The organism is Agarivorans sp. QJM3NY_29, from assembly GCF_050870835.2.
GTDB lineage: Bacteria > Pseudomonadota > Gammaproteobacteria > Enterobacterales > Celerinatantimonadaceae > Agarivorans.
The window spans coordinates 461,874-482,486 of the sequence record NZ_CP194036.2; the positions used below are offsets into that span (position 1 = coordinate 461,874).

A 20,613-nucleotide genomic window follows, 5' to 3' on the forward strand; every position below is an offset into this window, starting at 1 on the left:
TCTATGCAAACAAAATTATCTATAGCTGCTGCTGTTCTGCTCATAAGCGGATGTGGTGGCTCGGACGGAGGCTCCGATATCAGTGCTCCCACTTATCAGGTCTCAGGAACGATCACTGCGCTGGCTGCGCAGGGGGACGAAAAGGTCTGTGCCGATCTGAATGGCGATTTTCTTTGTGCCGCGAATGAACCCAGCGCAATCAGCAGTAATGGTAGCTTTTCCATTAGCAGTACTAATAAGGCCATTCTAGACGCGCCTTTGGTTGTTGAACTGGATACAGGGGTGACAGCAACATCACATTCGCTCAAGGTCAATGCACAAAGTGGTGGGGCAAATGCACTGCTGGTCGCGCCTGGACAAAGAAAAGCGAGTGGTAATCAGATTAATGCAATCACCACTCTCGTTGCTGCAAAGGTAGCGAGCGGAGCAGTCTTGTCTGATGCGATCGAGCATGTCAAGCAACAGCTTCATGCGATGGGACTCTCAGCAACGGATGAGTTGCTTAATGAAGGAAGTGATAGCGAGTATGCACAATTAGAGCAAAACTTATTGCTGGTGATTTCTGCCATGGATAAGTCGCAACCTGACACGCAGCTTGGGGTATTGAGTTCCAATTTGTCGGATTATCAAGCCCTGCTATTGGCGGGTGCTCCGTCAGATAATGCGGTATCTCAATTACTTGCAGAGTTGAGTTACGGCACCCGTCAGCAAGATCTTAATGATACCGGGCTGCAGACCTATTTCAGCGATGGTGGTGATACCACAAATGCTCCAGTTGATTATCCCGGTCAAGATGCTGATTTTGGTCATGATAGTCTCAATGACGGATTTCATTTTACTAAGTTAGATGAGAATGGTGCGGCTTTACCATCGACTGCAGTACATTGGTCTTGTGTGAGAGACGAACGCAGCGGCTTGATATGGGAGAACAAAACGGATGAGCCATCCTCACCTCAATTTAAGGATCGACTATTTGTTTACCAAGTGAGAGGTACCTTTGAACCTTACAGTGAAGATTTAGCGGCCATTAGCTGTGAGGATGGTATTTGCTCAACTGAAGATTATGTTGAGTATTTAAATGAGCAGAAGGTTTGTGGCTTAGAGCATTGGCGTTTACCCAAATTTGCTGAATTTTATGACTTAATTGATTTTGGCGAATCAGAGCAGGATGAATTGGGTGATGTTTATGGGCTGACGCGTGCTTACTTTCCGCGACAAAGTATTGCCAGTGACCTCGCTGCGGGGGAAGTTTGGACTTCTGATGAATTCTTTACCGAGTATGAAGATATCAAAATTCCGGGCAGTCGCTATATTTTAGCCGCAATGACTCGCGGTATTTATCGAGGAACGACCTATCCAGTTGCTATTTACAGTGATCAGACCGAACCCGATCTTTGGACGTCTTATCAATTACCTATTCGATTAGTATCAAAAGTGGAGTCAAACTAATGAGATGCTTGCAACTTGGTGTATTACTGCTGTTGGTGCCTATGCTTGGAATGGCGGCTCAAGAATGTTCTTCAACGATGTCGAAAACAGCGCCCAATGTCCGCTATCAATTTAATGCGAATGGAACTGTGAGTGATCGAAGTACCGGTTTAACTTGGATGCGCTGCCCGCTGGGAAAAACCTGGAGCAGCACCGAACAGCGCTGTGAGGGAGAAGGACAAGCAATGTTTTGGCAGGCTGCCTTGAATGATGTACAGGCGATTAATAACAGCCCAAATCATGCCCTATATCATTTCGCTGATAAAGCGAATTGGCGCATGCCCAATATTAAAGAATTGGTTACTTTGGCTGAACGTTCATGCCGGAACCCTGCTTTAAATGGAAAAGCCTTCGCCAACGCTTTTCCTTATTCAACCAATCAGGAAAGCTATGGTGCTGGTGATATTAGAGCCTATGTTTGGAGTAACACTCATGTTCAGCTTTCGAGTGAAATTTTCACATTTGATGTCCGTAATGCCGAGATTATTTCATTCGGCCCGACTGTGATTCAAGGCAGTGTATTGTTGGTGAGCGATAACTGATTTGATCAAGTGCGATGAATCAATCCTCGGCTTTTGCTGGGGATTTTTTATGTGGGAAAGCATATGGTAGCGGCTTTTATCCGCGGCGTATCGCTCCTTCTACGCCTTGTGACAATATCTTTCGAGGCTTAATCATTCAAAGTGGCTATGCCTGTTTTGAGGGCGCACTTTTATCAGGCCGACAACGTACCAAGATCCCCTTCGTTTTTTTAATTATGAGATGCCTCAGGATAGTCTTATCAGGCCGACAACGTACCAAGATCCCCTTCGTTTTTTTAATTATGAGATGCCTCAGGATAGTCTTATCAGGCCGACAACGTACCAAGATCTCCTTCGTTTTTTTAAATTATGAGATGCTTCAAGGACAGTCACCGATAAATACGTCTACTATGTAACTAGTTAATAGCGTTGGGATGTTTATGGGATTAGCGATTGTACGTACTTGTGCCTTATTGGGGATGGAGGCTCTAGATGTCACGGTAGAAGTGCATTTAGCCAACGGCTTACCGGCGTTTAATATTGTTGGTTTACCGGAAACTTCGGTCAAAGAAGCTAAAGATCGAGTGCGTAGTGCGATATTAAATAGCGGCTTTTCATTTCCTGCTAAGAGAATTACCGTTAACTTAGCGCCAGCTGATGTGCCGAAAAGTGGCGGTCGTTTCGACTTGCCGATTGCCATTGGTATTTTAGCCGCCGCGGCCGAAGTTCCTTTAGCCTGCCTCGACGAAATGGCCTTTTGTGGTGAGTTGGCGTTATCGGGGGCGATCCGCCCTGTGAGCGGAGCGATTGCCACCGCGCTATCGATGAGTGAGCAAGGGTTCACGTTGGTGACCGGAGAACAAGACGCGCAAGCGGCAGCGCGAGTGCCGGATTCCAAGGTACATGCCAGTGCCAGTTTGCAAGCCTTGAGTGCCACGCTGAATGGCCAACAGGCCTTTGTGCTGCAAATGGCCAGTTCTGAAGAACCGAGTCAAGCCAATAATTTATTAGACATGAGCGAGGTACAGGGCCAGCATCTGGCCAAGCGCGCACTCGAATTGGCCGCCGCGGGAGCACACAATTTGTTGATGCTGGGTCCCCCAGGGACCGGAAAAACCATGTTAGCCAGTCGCTTGCCGGGTATTTTGCCTCGCTTAACTGAGCAGCAGGCGATTGAAGTGGCGGCGATTGCTTCGGTAAGCTCTCAGCAGCGCGAATTGGGGCAATGGTATGTTCCGCCGTTTCGCAGCCCTCATCATAGTGCCTCGATGGTCGCCTTGGTGGGTGGCGGTTCCAATCCTCGTGACATCTCCATTGCTTTAGCGTAATAATTAATCCAATTAGGCTATATCTACATCTTTGATATGTAATGTAATATATCGCTATGATGTACTGGCTTTATCTCTACAACGTTAATGGCTATTGGATTTGATTATGTCGGTGAGGAATATCCCCAAGAACTATCGTAACCTTACTGGCCTTGCTAGTTCCGACAAAGCTGAGAAGCCTTTCTTTGAATCTACTCTTGAACGTGATTTGCTTACGCTGCTCGATTTTGATTCAAATGTGTTGTCTTACGATGTTCAGCCGGTGACTGTTAATTGGAATGATGCAGATGGCAAGGGCCGAAAGTATGTACCAGATGTTTTTGCTCAATATAGGCCAGGGGGGTGCATGTTTTCGCGTAAGGATGGAGTCTTATTCGAGGTTAAGTACCGAAACGACATAAAGACAAACTGGGTGGAGTATAAACCGAAGTTTTTGGCTGCGGTTGGTCATGCTAAGTCTATGGGGTGGCGCTTTAAGCTTATAACTGAAGTGGAAATCCGTACGATATATATGGAAAATGCACGTTTTCTTCTTCCTTATCTTAGGTCAAGTGCTAGCGAAGAGTATACGGAGCTTTTGTTGCACGGTCTCGTTAAGTTGCGGCAGTGCTCCATTGAGGCGTTGCTGAAGTCGATATTTAACGATCGCTGGGCTCAAGCGGAGTTAGTGCCAACTCTATGGGGCCTAATTGCTTCTCGGCGAATTTGTACAGATCTAAACGTTCCACTCACGATGTCTGCAGATATCTGGTTAAGGAGGTAGTCACGTGAAGCAGCGAAATCGTGGTTACACATACCAACAGGGAAGCTCGGTTTATCATGAGAATCGAGAGTTTATTATCCTACGAATTGTTGACTTGAATTATGTCTTGGGTGAGTGCCCTGCCACAGGTGAAGTGAAACGACTTAGAATTTCAGAATTGAGTTCCGCTCCTCAAAGTTCAACTCCAGTGAAGAATCATGCGGTTGATGCTTTGCCAGATAAAGACTGGCAGATTGCCCAAAAACGTATGGAAATCATTCGGCCACTTGTACACAAGTCACATAGGACTCGCGACGATGTTGAGGCTATAGCTTCAGCTCATAAGTTACATCGCAATACAATCTACAAGTGGCTTAAGCTTTATGAGTCAGAGGGGGTTCTTTCCAGTTTAGCTCCAAAAGCTCGAAGTGATATGGGATCAAAGAAGCTATCAAAAGAAGTTGAAGCAATCGTAATGGATTGTATTGAAAGTGACTACCTGTCAAAGCAGCGTAAATCTATCACGAATCTATATACTGAGATTCGTCGACAATGTAGAAATGCAAATCAGAGCTGTCCTCACGTAAATACCATTCGAAATAGGGTTAATCAACTCTCTGATGAGTTAAAAATCCGCAGGCGTTTTGGCTCTAAGAAAGCACATCAGTTACTGCACATAAATAAGGGAGAATTTCCTCATGCGGAATATCCTCTCTCTGTAATTCAGATAGATCACACCCTTTTGGACATTGTTCTTGTTGATGATGTTCATCGATTGCCACTCCTTCGCCCTTGGATCACCTTAGCAATTGATGTTTACAGCAGAATGGTTGTTGGTTTCTATGTGTCGTTTGATCCGCCTGGGGCAGCCAGTGTTGGTGCATGCCTATCGAATGCAATATTGCCTAAAGACACTTGGCTTGCTGAGAATGACGTTGATGCCACTTGGCCGTGTTGGGGTTTACCTAGAACGGTCCATGCTGACAATGCAAAGGAGTTTCGTGGGAGAATGCTACAACTAGCATGCGACCAGTATGGAGTTGTCTTGGAATGGAGGCCTGTAGCACGCCCGCATTTTGGTGCGCATGTAGAAAGATTGCTGGGTACGTTTGCGAAAAAGATTCATGCTCTTCCTGGTGCAACTTTCTCCAACATCTCTGACCGTGAAGGCTATGATTCTGACAAAGAATCAGCATTGACCTTGAAGGAATTTGAGCAATGGTTGGGGCTTCTTATTGTCCAAACCTACCATAATAGTTTTCATACAGGCATTAACTGTACTCCTTTGGCTAAATATGAAGAAGGAATTCTTGGGAGTAAGACAACTAAAGGTGTTGGCTTACCCGCTCGCATCACCGATGAAGAGACGCTTAGGCTGAACTTTCTCCCATTTGAAGAACGCACTATCCAATCGTACGGTGTTCAAATTGACCACGTATATTACAACCATGATGTGTTGCGTGTTTGGATAAATGCCACTGAAGAGGGAAACAGTAAACGAAAGCGGAAGTTTGTGTTCAGAAGAGATCCCCGCGATATCAGTCAGATCTGGTTTTTTGATCCTCAATTAGAGATGTACTACCCCATCCCATATAGAAATACATCTTTCCCAGTAGTTACTAAATGGGAGTTTAACGCTGCTCGGGAGCAGATAAAAGAAGAAGGCCTTAGTACCGTGGATGAAGATGCCATCTTTGATGCTATCGAGAAAATGCGAATAATAGAGTCTAATGCTGTAGCTACTACTAAAAAAGTACGTCGAGCGGTGCAAAAGCGGAAATCAGCAAAAGCAAAGGCAATTAGCTCGAAGTTAAAAGACAAGTTACCTGTCTCTGAACCCCTAGAAGCAGAACCCTATGAGTCAGATGACGATAAGCCTATTCTTCCTTTTGATGAAATGTTAGATGTGAGCCGATATGAGTAGTACTAATTGTAAACTTTATTTGCATTTAAACGAAGCTGCTCGGGCTTACATGGGGTGTAGTGATGAGGCGCGCATCGAGTACATCTTGTCGCCCAAATGGATTGGTTATCCTAAAGCAAAAAGTCTTATTGGTAAGCTCGAAGATCTGCAAACTTATCCGAAGAGGCATAGGATGCCAAACATGCTGATCGTCGGTGAAAGTAATACCGGAAAGACGATGATTGCAGAGCGCTTCGTAGACATGAACCCTGCGTATGAGCGAGAGGATGGGGAAGGTGTTGTGATTCCAGTTCTCTTTATCCAAGCTCCTCCTGTTCCCAGTGAGTCAAGGCTGTACAGCAATATTCTGGAGAAAATGTTTGCGCCTTATCGACCATCAGACTCAACAGAAAAAAAGCACTTTCAGGTAATTCAATTAATGCGTTACTGCAATGTAAGAATGTTGATGATTGATGAAATTCATTCTCTTTTAGCTGGTAGCTTGGAAAAGCAAAGGGTGTTCTTGAGTGTGATGAGAAACCTTGGAAACGAACTGAAAATCCCAATCGTTGGCCTAGGCACAAAGGATGCACTTAGAGCTATTAAAACAGATCCTCAATTGGATAACCGTTTCAAACCTTCTTTATTGCCACGCTGGGAATACGGTGATGATTATAGGCGATTATTAGCCAGCTTTGAGTGTATGTTTCCACTTAAATTCGCTTCAGGGTTATCGAGTCGACCAATTGCACAAAAACTACTTTTAATGAGCGAGGGATTGCTTGGGGAACTATCTGAACTATTGGCTGCTGCTTCGGTGCAAGCTATTAAGACAGGCAACGAGAAAATAGATCTAGAATTATTATCTTCTATAGATTGGGATGCAGCTTCTAAGAGACGTTTACAAAATGGATAGGAAGCCATGGCCTGCCCATCCCCAGCCACTTTCTGACGAAGTGTTTTCCTCGTGGATGACTAGGGCGGCAAGGTGTAATGGTCGAAAATTATCAGGATTCGTATTGCAGACTTGTCCTCAAATTAAGGCCTTCACTAAGCACATTGACAGTTCAATAAAAATGGAAGCTCTGAAGGATGTTGCTGGTTATATGCATACTCCGCTAGAGCTAGCTTGGAATACTACCCTAGGTAGCTATGCCGGTTGGTTGTTTGAAAGCGCTGAACACAAGTGTAACTTACTCCGGGCAGGAGAAACTCGGCATCACTTGCTTTTTCAACAATATTGTCCTGTCTGCTTAAGAGAAGGTATTCCTTATTATCGCAAGAGTTGGCGTATATCATTTGTGACTGTTTGTTATCAGCATCAATGTCGTTTACTTGATTGCTGCCATAAATGCGGGGCTCCAGTTATGGTTAACGCGAATGATTCTAAGGATAAGTTTAAGGTATACAACGGAGAATTTTCAGCTTGTCACAGTTGTGGAAACGATCTTCGAACAGCTCCTTGTTCTCGTGCAAAGAAGGGCGTCCTAAGTGCAACTAAAGTTTTCCTCGATACTTTAGACAAAGGTTACGTGTCGTTGGATGGCCGCCATTGGGTGTACTCGTTCTCATATTTCATTGTGATAAAGCACTTGATGCGTTTGCTGATTGAAAGACATCAAGAAACCCGAAATCACGGAGTACTAAACGATGTTGATTGCTTACCTATCGATGCGCGCTACTTGGCTCTTGCTGAGATTGGAAACGCTTTTTCATCTTGGCCTGACTTGTTCCTAGAATTTTGTAGGAACAAAGCGCTTAATTATTCGTCGATGACATCAATGGAGAAGACCAATAATGGCAATGTTCCTTACTGGTTTTCCAAGGCCGTAAAACCACAACTTTATAGACCTAATATTGAGCCGTCGAATCAAAGTGTAATTTGCGCGATTAAGGTGATGAGAGCTAGAAGAATCAAAATAAGCATATCTAGAGTGAATCGTTTTATGGGATACAAAGATTCTCAAGCCGTAAAGAAAATAACTAAGGAATATTGGAGCAGCTATGCGAAATGATGATGAAAAAGCACCTAAAGGGCTCGATGATATTCAACCTATTCGTTCGCTCCCAGATTATCTTGATGAATCCATGAATTCTGACTCTTCGGATTACTTCTAGTACTGGAGGCGTACAGCCACCCAAAACGTTCCTGGTTAAATTTTCTTATCAACTACAGGTTAGGGAAACCTGACTCCATATCCTAATGCACTCTGTTCTTTTGACCCACTTATTTGCCTATGTCACTAGACTCAACTAACTTTATTCATGTCCATGGTTAGGTCGAAGCAGGTCATGAGGTCGAAATCACCTGGGTATATAACTGCCGAAGCTCTGCTTGGGAGCGAAAACTAAAAGACAAAGACCTTGCTAAGTTGATAACGAAGAAGAAGCGATTGATTGGCAATCAGGAAGGGCTAGAAGATTTCCCTCACTACGGCACATTCTTTGAAAACCCTAGGGGAGTGGTAGAGCTCACTAAGGTGCAGACAAATCTTTTGACTAATCTTTCTTATTGGGTGGCAAAGAAAGCCCTAGATGAGGTTTAACAAAGAAAAATGAGGCATCTGTCTCCTTGTTTTTTTACTTATCTTCCTCTGGAATAGGAGCAACCAGAATATCAGTAGATGAATGGTCGTTAAGGCTGGTTTTTGGTGCGTAAATCAACATCACTCCTACCCAATTGTAGGAGAGGAATAAAGTTTCATACTAAAAAGATAAGCAACTCTGTTTATCCCGTTATTAGAATCGATGTGAACATAATTTAAGATTCATACTGACTGCTATTACCGAGCCGACATCACGCTAATGATGAGTATTAAAGTGTCATACTGCGTTTTCCCTCAAACTTAACAACACAAGTACTTAGATCACTGATTTCTAAACTATCCACTGTTAGCGTGTGTGTTTTTTCATGTAAAACAGGAAATTACACACATGGCGCTACCAATGCTCATCGAGGACAAAGACAAACTTGGATCTTTAAAGTCATTATACAGACACCAGAGCCAGAGCTTAACGCTTGTTTAATGGGGTTCTTTCTCGGTAGTGGTATGAGTACGCTAGAAATTTGTCGCGTACAGGTTAGAGATATTGTTAAGAAGAACGGACAACTGGCAAAGTGTTTTACTGTCAAAGGCGAAGTGAGCCGAGACTTTTACCTGTCCAACATTAAGTTGCAAAACCTAATCAAAAGCTACATCGAGAAGCGTAAAAAAGATGGTGATCATCCCGACCTATACAACGGTTTTGATGAAGATGAGCCGTTCTTCAAACGAAAAAATGGCGACCACTTTAAAATCAAGCGTAGAACTACAGAAAAAGGTAACACAACTTATCATTGCAATGCTTAAAATGAGCATATCAAACGACTACTATCCGATTCAGGCATTGAGCAGCCTAGTATTCTAAGTGGTAGACGTACGTTTGCTGTAAGGCTTAAACGTCATGGTGTGGATGTCCCTACTATCCATTTGATGCTTGGCAATAAAACTCTTGAAACAACCTTAAGACTAATCGAAACAGATACAGTAAGTATGTTAGCTATTGCGGATCTGGCATTTTGAAGTTGTTGTCAAAATTGAAACTATGGTATTCTCTACTACACTTTGGAGGTGGAAATAGTGAAGATTTATGTCACTGACGAATTTGAAAAACTGATGATTAAAGCCAGATTAGATAATGAAATTATCGTAAAGGTGGCAAATGAGCTTAACAATGGTTTGCATGATGGTGAGCTACAAAGCGGAAAATTATATAAAAAGCGAGTTCCGTCACCAGGTCAAGGTAAACGAGAGTCAAACCGAAGTGTTATAGCTATTCAAAAAGGTAATCGGGTATTCTTTATAGATGGTTGGCGAAAGAAAGACGTCCCAAAAAAAGGTAAAGAAATACCAGATAAGCTATTGGAAACCTACAAGTTACTTGGTGAAAGCTTCCGTAGCTTAACCGATGAACAGATTGAACAAAACATCTTAGATGGTCTGCTAAGAGAGGTTAGAAATGATGGATGATCGTTTAGAAAGAATGCAAGCAATGGCGAAGCGCTTTAATGCCAACGGCTCAATTGATCAGTTAACCATGCGTAAAATTGATGCCTTGGCTATGAGTGCTAAGCGTGAAGAGATGACCGCAGCCAGAATTCAGAAGTTGAGGAAGCGTGAGCATATAAGCCAAGCTGTTTTAGCCACTGTGCTTAATATGAGTAGCGAAAGCGTTCAAAAGTGGGAACAAGGTAAAACTAAACCTCAAGGGGCTGCATTGCGTCTTTTGAATATTATTGATGAGAAAGGTATAGCGGCAGTTATATAGTCGTTATTCACGTATGCCGATAGTTTAAAAACCACTTCACTACGAAGTGGTTTTTTATTAACGGTTGTGTTTATAAGCATGTTTGTTTATATTTAAGACTGGTTTAATTGTAAGTATATAGAGATGACATTAACTGAATACATTGAAACTCGATACGGGACGCACAGAGGCGCACTAGCCGAGTTTATTAAGGACAACCCTCACATACTGCCCCAAGAGCTTACACGCTGGAAGAAAACTCACAGTGTCCACTTAGAAACTGGTGAGATCTATAAAGCCACTTCAAAGAAAGTAATTTTAAAAAACACAAAATAAACATTTGTGCTTATAAGCGCATGTGCTTATAATTTACTTATCGGTTAGGCAAGCAACGGTAAGTAGCTATGACAGACGCAACTATCAACTCAATTACTAGTCAATTAAAAACGGAGGAAGAGCAACTTACTTCCTTGGGCTCTAAGTTAGAGAAAACAGCACAATGGATGATGGATGCATCAGGAACGCCAGAGTTCAGTAATAGACAAGACGTTTATTATCCGCAGCTAAATGAGTGGAGAGAGCAGAAAGCAAAAGTTAACGCTCTTTATGCGAAAAGAGCAAGCCTACCTTGTATTGGTGAACCTACTTTGCTTACAGCAGTGGCGAAAATGATGGAAGAGAAGCGTGCAATAAAAGAAGCCACTGTTACCAGTACCACTTATGAGAGAGCACAAAGACGCTTATTTAAACAGGTTAATGGCTTCCTTTGTGGTAGCTAACTAATTGACTAACATTGGGCGGTTCGCCGCCCTTCTACAGACAGAGGGAAAATTGTCACGATGAAAAACTGGTTTAAAAAACACTATGAAGCGCGGTTGTTATTGCTAGCTGCAAAGATACTGAACCGCAACTTGGAGCGCTCGCCAGTAATTAATCGTCGTGATAATAACTATCTTTTTGAAGTCGAGTTTGAGCTTAAAGCGATAGCTAAACGCATCAAATCTGAATACAACGAAATATAGAGGGAACATAGATGGCTGTATACGGAGAGTTATCACCTTGCTATATAGGTCGTCAATGGACTTCCCAGCATTCACTAGACAGTTTGCTGTTTCAATAAATACGCTTCCTCGAACGTAGCCGGTGAGACCCCTCCGGTATGTGAGTGGCGCTTTATTGGATTGTAAAACATTTCTATAAAGTTAAATATCTCGGCCTTCGCCTCATCTCTTGTTGTATATATCTTCTTGCGTGTCACTGGCTTTTTAAACGTTGCAAAAAAGCTTTCAGCTACAGCATTATCGTGGCAGTTCCCTCGACGGCTCATCGATGGCTTTAGACCATGCGACTTCATAAAGGCTAGGTAATCACTACTTCCGTATTGGCTTCCTTGGTCACTGTGGACTAAAACGGTTTGCTGAGGCCGTCGCGCATACACTGCCATCAATAGGGCTTTGATGACTAAGTGCTTGTCCATATTCTTATTCATCGACCAACCCACCACCCTGCGTGAGAATAAATCAATGACGACCGCCAAATAGAGAAACCCTTGTGCTGTACGAACGTAGGTTATATCGCTCACCCATGAGACATTGGGTGCGTCCGGTGAAAAATCCCGCTCTAACACGTTATCCGCGATTCGAGAGGGCTTACTGCCTTTGATATACCGCCGCATATAGCCGACCTGTGCTTTAAGGCGGTGAAGTCGCATAATTTTGGCAACACGATGCACACTACAGCGTTCACCCGACTCTCTTAGATCGCGATGGATCCAAGGGCTTCCATAGGTGCCACCGCTAGCGACATAGAATGCTTTGATCCGGACCAATAAACGATTGTCTTCAATCGCCCTGGCGCTTAGTGGTTGTTTAAGCCACGCGTAGAACCCGCTGCGGTTTATCTTGAGGACCCGGCACATCGCTAAGATTGAATACTCATGTTGATGATCACGAACAAAGGCGTACTTTACTCTGGGTGGCTTGCAAAGTACCTTGCGGCCTTTTTTAGAATGTCTCGTTCCTCCGTAACCCGTTTGAGTTCAGCTTCCAACTTAGCGATCCTAACGGATTCATCTGATCTTGGAAGGGCTTCTTTTTTACCATCAATTTGACTTCGCCAATGGTAAAGTGACTTCGCTGAGATCCCTAATCGATCGGCCACTTCGTGAACTGAATAGCCGCGCTCGGTGACCTGCTTTACAGCTTCGGATTTAAACTCTTGGGTATAACGTTTGCCTTTGCTCATAAACACCTCTAGTTGAAGTTACATTGTAACTGTTAAAAGTGTCTAGCAAAGTCTGGGAAGTCCAGAGTGCCGCGAACAAGGTATGGATTTCGCAGAATTTTTAGCCGCTTTCAATAAGGCTTATCATCCGAATCAACACGCTATTAATTCAGCAAAAGCTGGTTATTACGGAGAGTAGAGGGAAGTTCAACGTATGGCTACACTCACGAAGCAAGAAAAAGCTTGGTTTAACAAGCTACAAAAGGTGCTCAATGAATGCCCTTTTGATACCAGTGATTTTGATAGTTACACCTTCGGTGATAACGACATTACAGTTTTTAAAAAAGTGGATGAAGTACAAGAACACCACCTGAAAAACCAAACAGATTTGTGCGTTTCAGTAAGTGCATTAGACGCAGAAGTGTTTAATTTAAAATTTCCGTTTGGCGTAGCGTCTTCGTCAGGCTAAGCAACGAGGGAAAATGGTGGAAAATAAGTGATATGATACTAGGTAACGCTGTCAATTTAGTATGACACTTTAATACTTAGTATGAATCTTTATTACTCAGTATGAGACTTTATTCTAATCCCACACCAATCGATAAAATTCAAGACGGGGCATACACGTGTTGGTGATGATCGCGCAGACACGTCTTTGGACAAAAGCTTCTTAGGGCACTTAACCTAATGCAATTGAGTCTGATGAGAAAAAGTATCTTGAAACCTTAACCTTAAACGTTTGTTGAGTGGTTTTACTTTACTCGAACCAACTTGAATTATCGATTTCTATGTCATTAGCATCCAATCCGATGTCGCTTGGGTCTGAAACAGATGCGTCAAGTGTCACTGAGAAAGGGTAACCGTTTGACATAACAACGAAATCCCCTCCTTTTCCGTACTCTTGACTAACGTAAACCGTGCCTTCCACATCGATAACGACCTTAGATTCACTTATGCCAACAAGCTCTAGTTTTTCTGGGTGTACTTGCTCAATAATTACATTACTAGCTAATATTGACAGTTCATCTGGGAAATTATTGACAACTTTATCGAAAATCACCTCTTGAAGGTAATCCTCAACCCGACTAATCACATAGCTTTCTAGCAGAGCTATTTCTTCGATTACTTCTTGAGAAAGCTCAATAATATATTTCATGTCCGAGTAGAACTTCTTTGGACATGGTGTAAAGTGTTTTTCTGTTATGTGAGTATATTTATTAAAGAAATTAAATTTCTTTAGAAACTCTTTGATGCTTGCATTCACTTCATCAAGACCATCAGAATCAAGGTATGTATCAGCTAAATACCCTTGCGCACAAAACTTAAGTTTCTGTCTTCTCGTAACTTCAAACCTATCACTTTCGACTTCATACCAACTAGCTTTCAATGCTTTGTCATTCGGTGCTCGTCTGTCAATAACCAGCAATACTAACTCACGCATAGAAAAAGCAAAATTGTGAAACCGCAAAGGGTTTCCATGCGAGCAATAGTTCCTTAGACTTGCTCGAAATAACTCTTTTTCGAAGTCAGTAACTAAAACACCCTGAAATTCTTTAATAAAGTCATGTTGTAATAATTTTTTTAGTTTCATACCTACCTTATTTAGCCTTGCCACTTATCAGCTTTACATCAAAAAGCTGCGTAAAGCCATAAGGATGTATATGCTAGGGTTAAAAATTCTATTGAATCATTAGCTTAGTTAGGAATAGTTCAAGGCCACCGTTGTTGACGGTAGCCAATTTCACATTTACCCTTCAGCTTTTGGCATCAGGATTGTTTGCCATTTTATTGGCCTATTCTCTAGTTTAAAATCTTGTTCAAACTGTCTCAACGCTTCATTACCAGGATAGTTTTCAACTGCCATAGAAACTAAATCTACTGCTGTTGAAAATTCCTTATTAACACGATAGCTTTCAGCCAAACTCAATATCATTCCTGTTTCGAACAGTACAGGGGCACGGAAACTAAATCTGTTATCTCGTTTTTCGAAATAACGCTCCAGAGCACGGTGATACTCAGTGATGTCCCATAGAGGCGTTATGTTAAAGAGGGTGTGAACAAGTAATGATTCTGAGCTTGGTGACATAAATTCACTGTCAAAACGTTCTTGAAAGCTAGCTGCATTTTCTGTTTTTTGCTCTTCTGCCACATAGCCGTTAAAGATAAAGTAGAGTGCTATATAAGGTAATTTGTCTTCTTTTTTTATTTCAAAGACATTTTTCTCCACTATTGCTAATAACTCTCTTAAGTCCGTTACAACGCCATCCTTGGTTCCAGACATACGTGCGGCTATTTGCGACAGAAAACCTTCAAGTTTCCTGCTACCCGAACCATGATATAACCCAGTCCTTCCCACCCAATATTGTGGTGCCATTTTCATTTGTACGATGCCAGACCTTTCGAGCGAGTAGTCATAAACCTCCTTATCAATTGTTACTTGCCGTTGAACAAACTCAGTTATGATGTGCCTTGCCAGCCTAGACAAACCTTGAATGGTCAACCAAGCTTTATTGTCAATCTGAGTGGATTCCGAATACTCAATAGTATTAGTTAACTGACTTGGAAGTGTTCTCAAATTATGAATATATTGGGATCGAGCTTGATAAGCATTTGCTAATGCTTTGGGTAAATCGTTTTTTGAAATAGGATGAGCAACACCTACTGCTTCTTCTCGAAAGTACGAAGGCTTAAGGTGTTCTATCGAAAAATCCCTAAACCTTCTGCCTAATGATGTATGTTCGATATCAAGAATAGCTTTTCTTACGCTGTCTGAGACTTCATCGCTGGCTCCAGAGAGTGCTTTATCAATTAACCTTCTCTTTCTTTGATCATAACTATTCCAAGAAGACTTATGTCCATCAAAGTCTTGAGCAAGAGATTCTATCGATGCTACAAGTAATGTGTATGCTAGTTCAAAGTCATCAGCTATACGTTGCATACCAGTGACGTATGTTCTTATAGCTCGCATCACACCTAAATATGTTTTCCTTTCAAGTCCAATTAAGTGCTTTACAAACTGACGTAAATGTTCAGCGTCAGCCTTAGCACAATAAACATCTTTATCAAAAAACCTTTTTACAACTTTACTAGGTTCCGTATGTGTCGAAACTCCCTTTTGATTGCTTAACAGCCGATCTGTGAGAGTATAACTTGGTGAAGCAGTGCAATTCAGTGCGAAAGAAATAACTGTTGAGAAGTCTAATATATATGGATCAACAGCATGAGAAACAAGAATACCTTTCCCTTGTCCAGTAGATTCAATTAGCTCCTCTATTTCGTAAACTATGGCATTAGATTGACCCAAGTTTGACGTTGACAACAGAGAGCCAGCTTCGGTATCAAGCTTTTCCTCTCGCCCAAATCCGAACCGTAAGTTGGTATAAATGATCCCTCTTAATTGATTTCTATACTCAACAGTGTTTTGGAATAGTTTTCCTGAACAGATCTGTAACATGGTTCTCCTGAGTTGTAATCAACTGTTTATTGCCATCTTAACTTGGTTACATGTAGGTATCACTAGCATGCATGTGCAAATTAATGACTAGACAAGATGTGCTGTGAGTGGGGAGTTTTATGGTATCGTACCTGCGCATTTAACCATTAGATAAATTACTGTGCCTTCATCAGCAATGACTAAGCTATGAGCAATTATGTTAACCCGAAAAGGTGCAGTTCTTTGCTACAACCCACTCAAACAGCACGAAGCTAAACAGTCCACTTAGGTGTTTAGCTTTATAAGCCACCCTTAAAGCAAGTGGCGGAATTGCAAAATCATTCAGCCATCCACAGTGTTCGTAGTTAATTAGTCATTCTGCTGAAGTTTTCGAAAACGGCTTTTTCATCAGTAGCAAAATCCTCGAACTCTCCAATTTTTATGTGATTACAACCTTCTTTAGTTAATACCAAGGCTATAATCTCCCCCCCGATAAATACTTTCTCACTCTGTGGCTTTCCTGCTTCATTCTTTCTCTGTTCAGCCATCATAACTGGAATGAGATCTAGCAGATTACCTTCTAGCACTGTGCAAGCTGGCTTTACCCCAGTGCCAAATTGTAATGGTTCAGACTTAAAGTTATTTGTTGAGCGATAAGCAAATGAAACGACCTCACCACTTTCTTCACTAATACCAAATTGATAAACAGTAGTTGTACTTTCATCCGTTAGAGAATATTCCTTCTTATAAGTCTCCCAAAGATCCCTAAGCCCTTTTTGTGTGTGGAAATCTAAATTATGAATTCCACGCACAACCATGCGTGTAGAAGCATGCACCAGCCATTGACTTGAAAATCCACCTGCTCCTGTACCTGCAATGATTGTCTTTAAATGTGGAATATAACCCGCTTTTGTGCAGAAACTAAACGGTGAACCATCAGGGGAAACTGCAAGCGTATCTGTTGCTACAACAGCGGCATCAGGTTGGGTATAGAAGATTAACGATGACATAGGAGTTCCTTAGCTACCTCTTTAATAAGCACATTGTAGTGGATTGGTAAATTTGGCCACATAGTTAGATGAGGAAAAGTAAGTCAAATGACACTTTGGTGAAGTGTGTCTTGAATCAGTCGAAACAAACAATGGGGCAAAACCAAGCTACGCTAACTCGTCATTGGACAGAAATGCGTTAGCGCATGCGCTTATTCAAAGGTGATTAGGATTAGCAAAAGTATGGGAAAGTGCTAATTAGCAGTGTTATGAATATTCCTAAAAAGAAAGAGTCAGAAACTGTTTCCTGACTCTTTTATCTGCTTTAAAGCGTGCCAGCGGCATGGCGCTTAGCAATGTCTTTAAACAGCTCTAGCATTCCTTGGTTAAACAAAAAATCATCACTCATCTTAAAGCTTTGGCATAAGTCCATATCTGGGTGACCACAACGACTAAGGTTATCTAAACTGTATCCGGGAATATCTCTACCTATGGAGTTAATGAGCCTTGATATCCCTAAACCTTCGCCGCCACTGCCGGTACGGTCATAATGATGGAAGCCCTTTGATGTTTGTGGCTTAGTGGGGTCACCTGCATTAAAAAAGCGCGGTAGGTTTTCTACAAACCATGCAGCTGCGCCAATAGGGAATTCATATTGCCCTACATAACGAAATGGCTTCCCATTAAACTCATTGATGCTATCACTCCAGTGATGGAAAATTAGCATGGTGCCATCAAAATAAAGCTGCCAATCATCAGCGGTGTCTTTATCTTGAACATCAGTTATTTCAGCAATTTTTTTCCAAGCGCTAGGTAAGTTCTCGGGCTGGTATACCGACCATTCTGGCTTGCGAGGCACTGGCACAAAAGTAGATGCATCAAAGACAGGGGGGGAGTTGTCCATACTATGAATTAACAAGTGCCTCTACCGCCTGTTTAGCAGTAACTTCGTCTACCCAAGTTTCTGGTCTCACACCGTTAAACACGGCATTCTTAAATACTTTAAACAGATTCTTAGCTCTAGGTATGTCATCAATGGTATTCCCTCTAAAGCTTTTAACTTCAGTGTAACCAGGAAATCTAGGTAAGTGGCTTTGGAATGGCAATTCTTGCTTACCGCTATCGATGTCTAACTTGAGTGCTTCTAATTCAGCAAGAAACTTTGTTTCATCTTTCGTCAGTGCACGATGAGACTTTTTAAGGCAACTAATCAGCTGCCCAATCACGGTTGAAATATGTGGGTAATAGTCTGGTTTAATTAATAGATGCCCTTTTTTCAGAACGTTGATGAGCTGTACTAACGGAAGTTCAATTTCTTTAAATATAGAATTTATGTCGTCAGGGTTACTAGCACGAAAGCTTAAGGTTCCATCTGTATAAATATAGCGAAGGGTACTTAATTGCTCAGCAGGTAGGGGTAAACTAAAGTTAGGATCCTTTAGTTTATCCAATACCCAAAGTAACTGCGCTTGCAAACGTCCTTCTGGGCTTGCATCAACCACCGCATATTCTCTAAACCTGTCAAGCAAATAGTTAGAAATTGAGATAACGTCATTTTTTTGTTCTGGTGAAATAGTCACAATTAGATCCAAGTTTATTTAGATTTTATTAAAGTTGTAGGGTCTGCGGCAATCTGAGTGCCGCCACCTGGCATAATTTTACCTAGCAAGCCAGTGTCATACTTATTGGCTTCAGAATACTGAATAAGCTCCGTTGCTTTACCAATTGCAGATTCAACAATGCTCTGGTCTTTAGTCACCATAACTTCTTCAATAGTATTTGCTCGGTTAAAGCATGGCAATGCCATACTGTTTTTCACTCCTTCATGGTCCCAGTTAGTTCCATCATAGTGCTTCGACTTCATTTGTTGTAAACCAGCTTCATCCATCCAATAAGCAGAGGTTTTTAAGTCTTTCTCAAAGCCCTTAGTATTAAAGCCATAGAGCTTATCGCCTGCTCTTATTTCCTTAATTCGGAAATTATCGCCGGAACTAAGCACTTCCTCGATTTTATCTTCTGGCCAACCTTGTTTTTCTAACAGGTTAGCTGCATTAGCATCTGCATCCGATAAGTTATCTAAGTCGACTTGTCTCACAGTCTTAAAGTTTTTCACCTCAACTTGGCTTGACTCAATATTGTGATATTTAATTGAATCAGGTGGAGCTACTACGCTTTTTTGTTTCCCCGCATCAGTAGGCACCTCTGCCCCAGCTGGCTTAGCAATCTGTTGCTCTACTTTGCCACCAGTACGACCAGATTTAGTCTTAAACTGAGCTTTCTTTTTAAGCTGCTTGGCTAGTGTTTTGAATAAGCCGCCTAGCTTATCTAAATGGCGTACTTTGTTAGCGGCTACAGCAGCGGTTCCTGCGCCTCCGGTAAGCGCAACTAGAACTGCGCCCAACACAATATCAAATATGGCTGCGCCACCCATTTCGGTTAGTTCGGTATGATGTTGTGCGTCGGCGAAATCTTTTACAAATTGCAGTAAGGCCGTTTGGGTTTCATCGTCATCGCTAATAAAACTAGCGATTTCGTAGGCTTCGGTGAGGTTTTCTTTGGTAATAGAGGCTGGGTCAAAGCCTAGTGCTTTTACATACGCTTGGTGTTGCTCTGCGCTCCAATTACTGGCAAAGCTCTCTGCCCACCCTTTATCGTCATCTACATTGTAGGCATCCCAGCCCGCAGTAAGGGCCCGCTTAAGCTGCCCTTGCATAGAGCCAAGTTCTATAAGGTTGTAGGTAAATTCAGCTGCATCGCCAAGCGCACCGCCAACCCCGGTTAACAAAGAGCCAATGCTCGACACGCCCTTTTGAAGAGCATTTAACTCGCCATACTCGGCTGCAATTTTAGCTCCCTCTACTCTCTCCGCTGCAATAATGCTGTTAAGCACTCCTGCAATCTCCGCTCTAGTTGCGGCAATAGCGGCATCATCGGGCAGCTCGCCAAACTCTACATCAACGTTATTTGGTTTAAGGTTTGGTAAGTTAGCTTGGCCACTGGCATCTAGCTGTCCTTGTAATACTGTGCCATCCGCTAAGGTCGCTTTGTAAGGTAAGTTTGCAGCAGGTGAGCCATCTGGTAGTGCGCAATACAAATCCAAAGCTTCGCGAATGTCTTCTTTAGATTGACCGCCATGACCTAAGGGTGCTTGAGCGGGTGCTGCGCGAGTCACTTCTTTCTCTGGCAAAGTGGCTACCGGCATGCCTCCTTCCATATTAGAAGGGGGTGGCGGAGCAAAGTTTTTGCCTTTAAGAACCTTTACCTCACCGCTCACAATGCCATTACTAAGCCAAGCAATTTTCTGCTGCTCGCTTTTGTGGCTAGCCATGTAATCGCCAGAAACTTGAAAGTACAGTTTGTTAAGGTCGAATTGATAACCCCACATGGAACTATGGTTTTGAAGCAATGACTGAGCCCAGTAGATGTCTACACTGTGATTAATCAACTCGCCTAGGTTTTCAGCTTGGGTCACATGTCCTTGTAAAAACATATAAGACTGCCCAAAGGCGTCAACTAACAGTGTTTGGTTGAACTTTGATTGCTCGAAAGCGTTAGCGCTTGGATGCATTATTGCCTCCCAAATATGCCAACAATTTTACTGCCTTAAACATGCGATTCCTTGCTTGTTTACCTGATAAAAATTGACTTAAGAGTCAATAAGAACGTGATGCTATCAGGCTAGTAATAAGTGAGTCAATA

Annotated in this window: 20 protein-coding genes; 13 read left to right on the plus strand and 7 right to left on the minus strand. The window is 42.4% G+C overall.

The window, feature by feature from the left end; translation table 11 throughout:
- The first annotated feature begins 3 nt into the window (after nucleotides 1–3).
- From ACRRS0_RS02100 to ACRRS0_RS02155, 12 genes are all read left to right on the plus strand, one after another.
- Nucleotides 4–1,449 (plus strand): Lcl domain-containing protein, encoded by a 1,446-nt coding sequence (locus ACRRS0_RS02100; protein WP_432454853.1) that lies wholly within the window; start codon nucleotides 4–6, stop codon nucleotides 1,447–1,449.
- Nucleotides 1,449–2,030 carry a DUF1566 domain-containing protein gene (locus tag ACRRS0_RS02105; protein ID WP_432454852.1) on the plus strand — a complete coding sequence of 194 codons (582 nt, stop codon included), beginning with the start codon at nucleotides 1,449–1,451 and terminating at the stop codon, nucleotides 2,028–2,030. The genes ACRRS0_RS02100 and ACRRS0_RS02105 overlap by 1 nt, the downstream gene beginning before the upstream one ends.
- Nucleotides 2,031–2,449: 419 nt before the next feature.
- Nucleotides 2,450–3,337: a YifB family Mg chelatase-like AAA ATPase gene (locus tag ACRRS0_RS02110; RefSeq protein ID WP_432454851.1), complete on the plus strand. Its 888-nt coding sequence runs from the start codon at nucleotides 2,450–2,452 to the stop codon at nucleotides 3,335–3,337.
- Nucleotides 3,338–3,443: 106 nt separating this feature from the next.
- On the plus strand, nucleotides 3,444–4,100 hold the full coding sequence (locus tag ACRRS0_RS02115; protein WP_432454850.1) for a heteromeric transposase endonuclease subunit TnsA: 657 nt from the start codon (nucleotides 3,444–3,446) through the stop codon (nucleotides 4,098–4,100).
- A gap of 4 nt (nucleotides 4,101–4,104) precedes the next feature.
- A complete protein-coding gene (locus ACRRS0_RS02120; protein ID WP_432454849.1) occupies nucleotides 4,105–6,003 on the plus strand; it encodes a Mu transposase C-terminal domain-containing protein in 1,899 nt (632 codons plus the stop codon).
- On the plus strand, nucleotides 5,996–6,898 hold the full coding sequence (locus tag ACRRS0_RS02125) for a TniB family NTP-binding protein (RefSeq protein ID WP_432454848.1): 903 nt from the start codon (nucleotides 5,996–5,998) through the stop codon (nucleotides 6,896–6,898). The genes ACRRS0_RS02120 and ACRRS0_RS02125 overlap by 8 nt, the downstream gene beginning before the upstream one ends.
- A gap of 55 nt (nucleotides 6,899–6,953) precedes the next feature.
- Nucleotides 6,954–7,997, plus strand: coding sequence for a TniQ family protein (locus ACRRS0_RS02130; protein ID WP_439022897.1), 1,044 nt, complete (start codon nucleotides 6,954–6,956; stop codon nucleotides 7,995–7,997).
- 1,035 nt (nucleotides 7,998–9,032) lie between these two features.
- Entirely contained in the window at nucleotides 9,033–9,332 is a 300-nt protein-coding gene (locus ACRRS0_RS02135) for a hypothetical protein (protein WP_432454846.1), read from the plus strand.
- Between the two features lie 270 nt (nucleotides 9,333–9,602).
- Nucleotides 9,603–9,992 (plus strand): type II toxin-antitoxin system RelE/ParE family toxin, encoded by a 390-nt coding sequence (locus ACRRS0_RS02140; RefSeq protein WP_102559024.1) that lies wholly within the window; start codon nucleotides 9,603–9,605, stop codon nucleotides 9,990–9,992.
- Nucleotides 9,982–10,290: a helix-turn-helix domain-containing protein gene (locus ACRRS0_RS02145; RefSeq protein WP_050922162.1), complete on the plus strand. Its 309-nt coding sequence runs from the start codon at nucleotides 9,982–9,984 to the stop codon at nucleotides 10,288–10,290. Before ACRRS0_RS02140 ends, ACRRS0_RS02145 begins: the two co-directional genes overlap by 11 nt.
- 383 nt (nucleotides 10,291–10,673) lie before the next feature.
- The gene (locus tag ACRRS0_RS02150) at nucleotides 10,674–11,048 is read left to right on the plus strand and encodes a hypothetical protein (RefSeq protein WP_432454845.1); all 375 of its coding nucleotides are present in this window, start codon (nucleotides 10,674–10,676) and stop codon (nucleotides 11,046–11,048) included.
- A 60-nt stretch (nucleotides 11,049–11,108) separates the two neighbouring features.
- Nucleotides 11,109–11,291, plus strand: coding sequence for a hypothetical protein (locus ACRRS0_RS02155; protein WP_432454844.1), 183 nt, complete (start codon nucleotides 11,109–11,111; stop codon nucleotides 11,289–11,291).
- A gap of 74 nt (nucleotides 11,292–11,365) precedes the next feature.
- On the opposite strand, the gene ACRRS0_RS02160 is transcribed toward ACRRS0_RS02155, so the two are convergent.
- A protein-coding gene (locus tag ACRRS0_RS02160; RefSeq protein ID WP_432454843.1) for an IS3 family transposase occupies nucleotides 11,366–12,513 on the minus strand; the annotation gives its coding sequence in 2 pieces (ribosomal slippage) (nucleotides 11,366–12,276 and nucleotides 12,276–12,513; 1,149 coding nt in all).
- Between the two features lie 193 nt (nucleotides 12,514–12,706).
- Here ACRRS0_RS02160 and ACRRS0_RS02165 point away from each other — a divergent pair.
- On the plus strand, nucleotides 12,707–12,961 hold the full coding sequence (locus ACRRS0_RS02165; protein ID WP_432454842.1) for a hypothetical protein: 255 nt from the start codon (nucleotides 12,707–12,709) through the stop codon (nucleotides 12,959–12,961).
- Nucleotides 12,962–13,249: 288 nt separating this feature from the next.
- Here ACRRS0_RS02165 and ACRRS0_RS02170 read toward each other — a convergent pair whose 3' ends face one another.
- The 6 genes from ACRRS0_RS02170 to ACRRS0_RS02195 all read right to left on the minus strand — a co-directional run bounded on the left by ACRRS0_RS02170 (nucleotide 13,250) and on the right by ACRRS0_RS02195 (nucleotide 20,482).
- On the minus strand, nucleotides 13,250–14,083 hold the full coding sequence (locus ACRRS0_RS02170) for a hypothetical protein (RefSeq protein WP_432454841.1): 834 nt from the start codon (nucleotides 14,081–14,083) through the stop codon (nucleotides 13,250–13,252).
- Between the two features lie 156 nt (nucleotides 14,084–14,239).
- Nucleotides 14,240–15,946 carry a hypothetical protein gene (locus ACRRS0_RS02175; protein WP_432454840.1) on the minus strand — a complete coding sequence of 569 codons (1,707 nt, stop codon included), beginning with the start codon at nucleotides 15,944–15,946 and terminating at the stop codon, nucleotides 14,240–14,242.
- Nucleotides 15,947–16,290: 344 nt separating this feature from the next.
- Nucleotides 16,291–16,935 (minus strand): hypothetical protein, encoded by a 645-nt coding sequence (locus ACRRS0_RS02180; protein ID WP_432454839.1) that lies wholly within the window; start codon nucleotides 16,933–16,935, stop codon nucleotides 16,291–16,293.
- A gap of 304 nt (nucleotides 16,936–17,239) precedes the next feature.
- A complete protein-coding gene (locus tag ACRRS0_RS02185; RefSeq protein WP_432454838.1) occupies nucleotides 17,240–17,833 on the minus strand; it encodes a hypothetical protein in 594 nt (197 codons plus the stop codon).
- The gene (locus tag ACRRS0_RS02190; RefSeq protein ID WP_432454837.1) at nucleotides 17,820–18,494 is read right to left on the minus strand and encodes a hypothetical protein; all 675 of its coding nucleotides are present in this window, start codon (nucleotides 18,492–18,494) and stop codon (nucleotides 17,820–17,822) included. Before ACRRS0_RS02190 ends, ACRRS0_RS02185 begins: the two co-directional genes overlap by 14 nt.
- A 14-nt stretch (nucleotides 18,495–18,508) precedes the next feature.
- Nucleotides 18,509–20,482: a hypothetical protein gene (locus ACRRS0_RS02195; protein WP_432454836.1), complete on the minus strand. Its 1,974-nt coding sequence runs from the start codon at nucleotides 20,480–20,482 to the stop codon at nucleotides 18,509–18,511.
- Between the last annotated feature and the right edge of the window lie 131 nt (nucleotides 20,483–20,613).

Coding starts and splice junctions, on each gene's coding strand:
- ACRRS0_RS02100 (WP_432454853.1), top strand. CDS start 4: ATGCAAACAAAATTATCTATAGCTGCTGCTGTTCTGCTCATAAGCGGA.
- ACRRS0_RS02150 (WP_432454845.1), top strand. CDS start 10,674: ATGACAGACGCAACTATCAACTCAATTACTAGTCAATTAAAAACGGAG.
- ACRRS0_RS02115 (WP_432454850.1), top strand. CDS start 3,444: ATGTCGGTGAGGAATATCCCCAAGAACTATCGTAACCTTACTGGCCTT.
- ACRRS0_RS02110 (WP_432454851.1), top strand. CDS start 2,450: ATGGGATTAGCGATTGTACGTACTTGTGCCTTATTGGGGATGGAGGCT.
- ACRRS0_RS02195 (WP_432454836.1), bottom strand. CDS start 20,482: ATGCATCCAAGCGCTAACGCTTTCGAGCAATCAAAGTTCAACCAAACA.
- ACRRS0_RS02170 (WP_432454841.1), bottom strand. CDS start 14,083: ATGAAACTAAAAAAATTATTACAACATGACTTTATTAAAGAATTTCAG.
- ACRRS0_RS02125 (WP_432454848.1), top strand. CDS start 5,996: ATGAGTAGTACTAATTGTAAACTTTATTTGCATTTAAACGAAGCTGCT.
- ACRRS0_RS02130 (WP_439022897.1), top strand. CDS start 6,954: ATGACTAGGGCGGCAAGGTGTAATGGTCGAAAATTATCAGGATTCGTA.
- ACRRS0_RS02155 (WP_432454844.1), top strand. CDS start 11,109: ATGAAAAACTGGTTTAAAAAACACTATGAAGCGCGGTTGTTATTGCTA.
- ACRRS0_RS02165 (WP_432454842.1), top strand. CDS start 12,707: ATGGCTACACTCACGAAGCAAGAAAAAGCTTGGTTTAACAAGCTACAA.
- ACRRS0_RS02135 (WP_432454846.1), top strand. CDS start 9,033: ATGAGTACGCTAGAAATTTGTCGCGTACAGGTTAGAGATATTGTTAAG.
- ACRRS0_RS02175 (WP_432454840.1), bottom strand. CDS start 15,946: ATGTTACAGATCTGTTCAGGAAAACTATTCCAAAACACTGTTGAGTAT.
- ACRRS0_RS02180 (WP_432454839.1), bottom strand. CDS start 16,935: ATGTCATCGTTAATCTTCTATACCCAACCTGATGCCGCTGTTGTAGCA.
- ACRRS0_RS02105 (WP_432454852.1), top strand. CDS start 1,449: ATGAGATGCTTGCAACTTGGTGTATTACTGCTGTTGGTGCCTATGCTT.
- ACRRS0_RS02145 (WP_050922162.1), top strand. CDS start 9,982: ATGATGGATGATCGTTTAGAAAGAATGCAAGCAATGGCGAAGCGCTTT.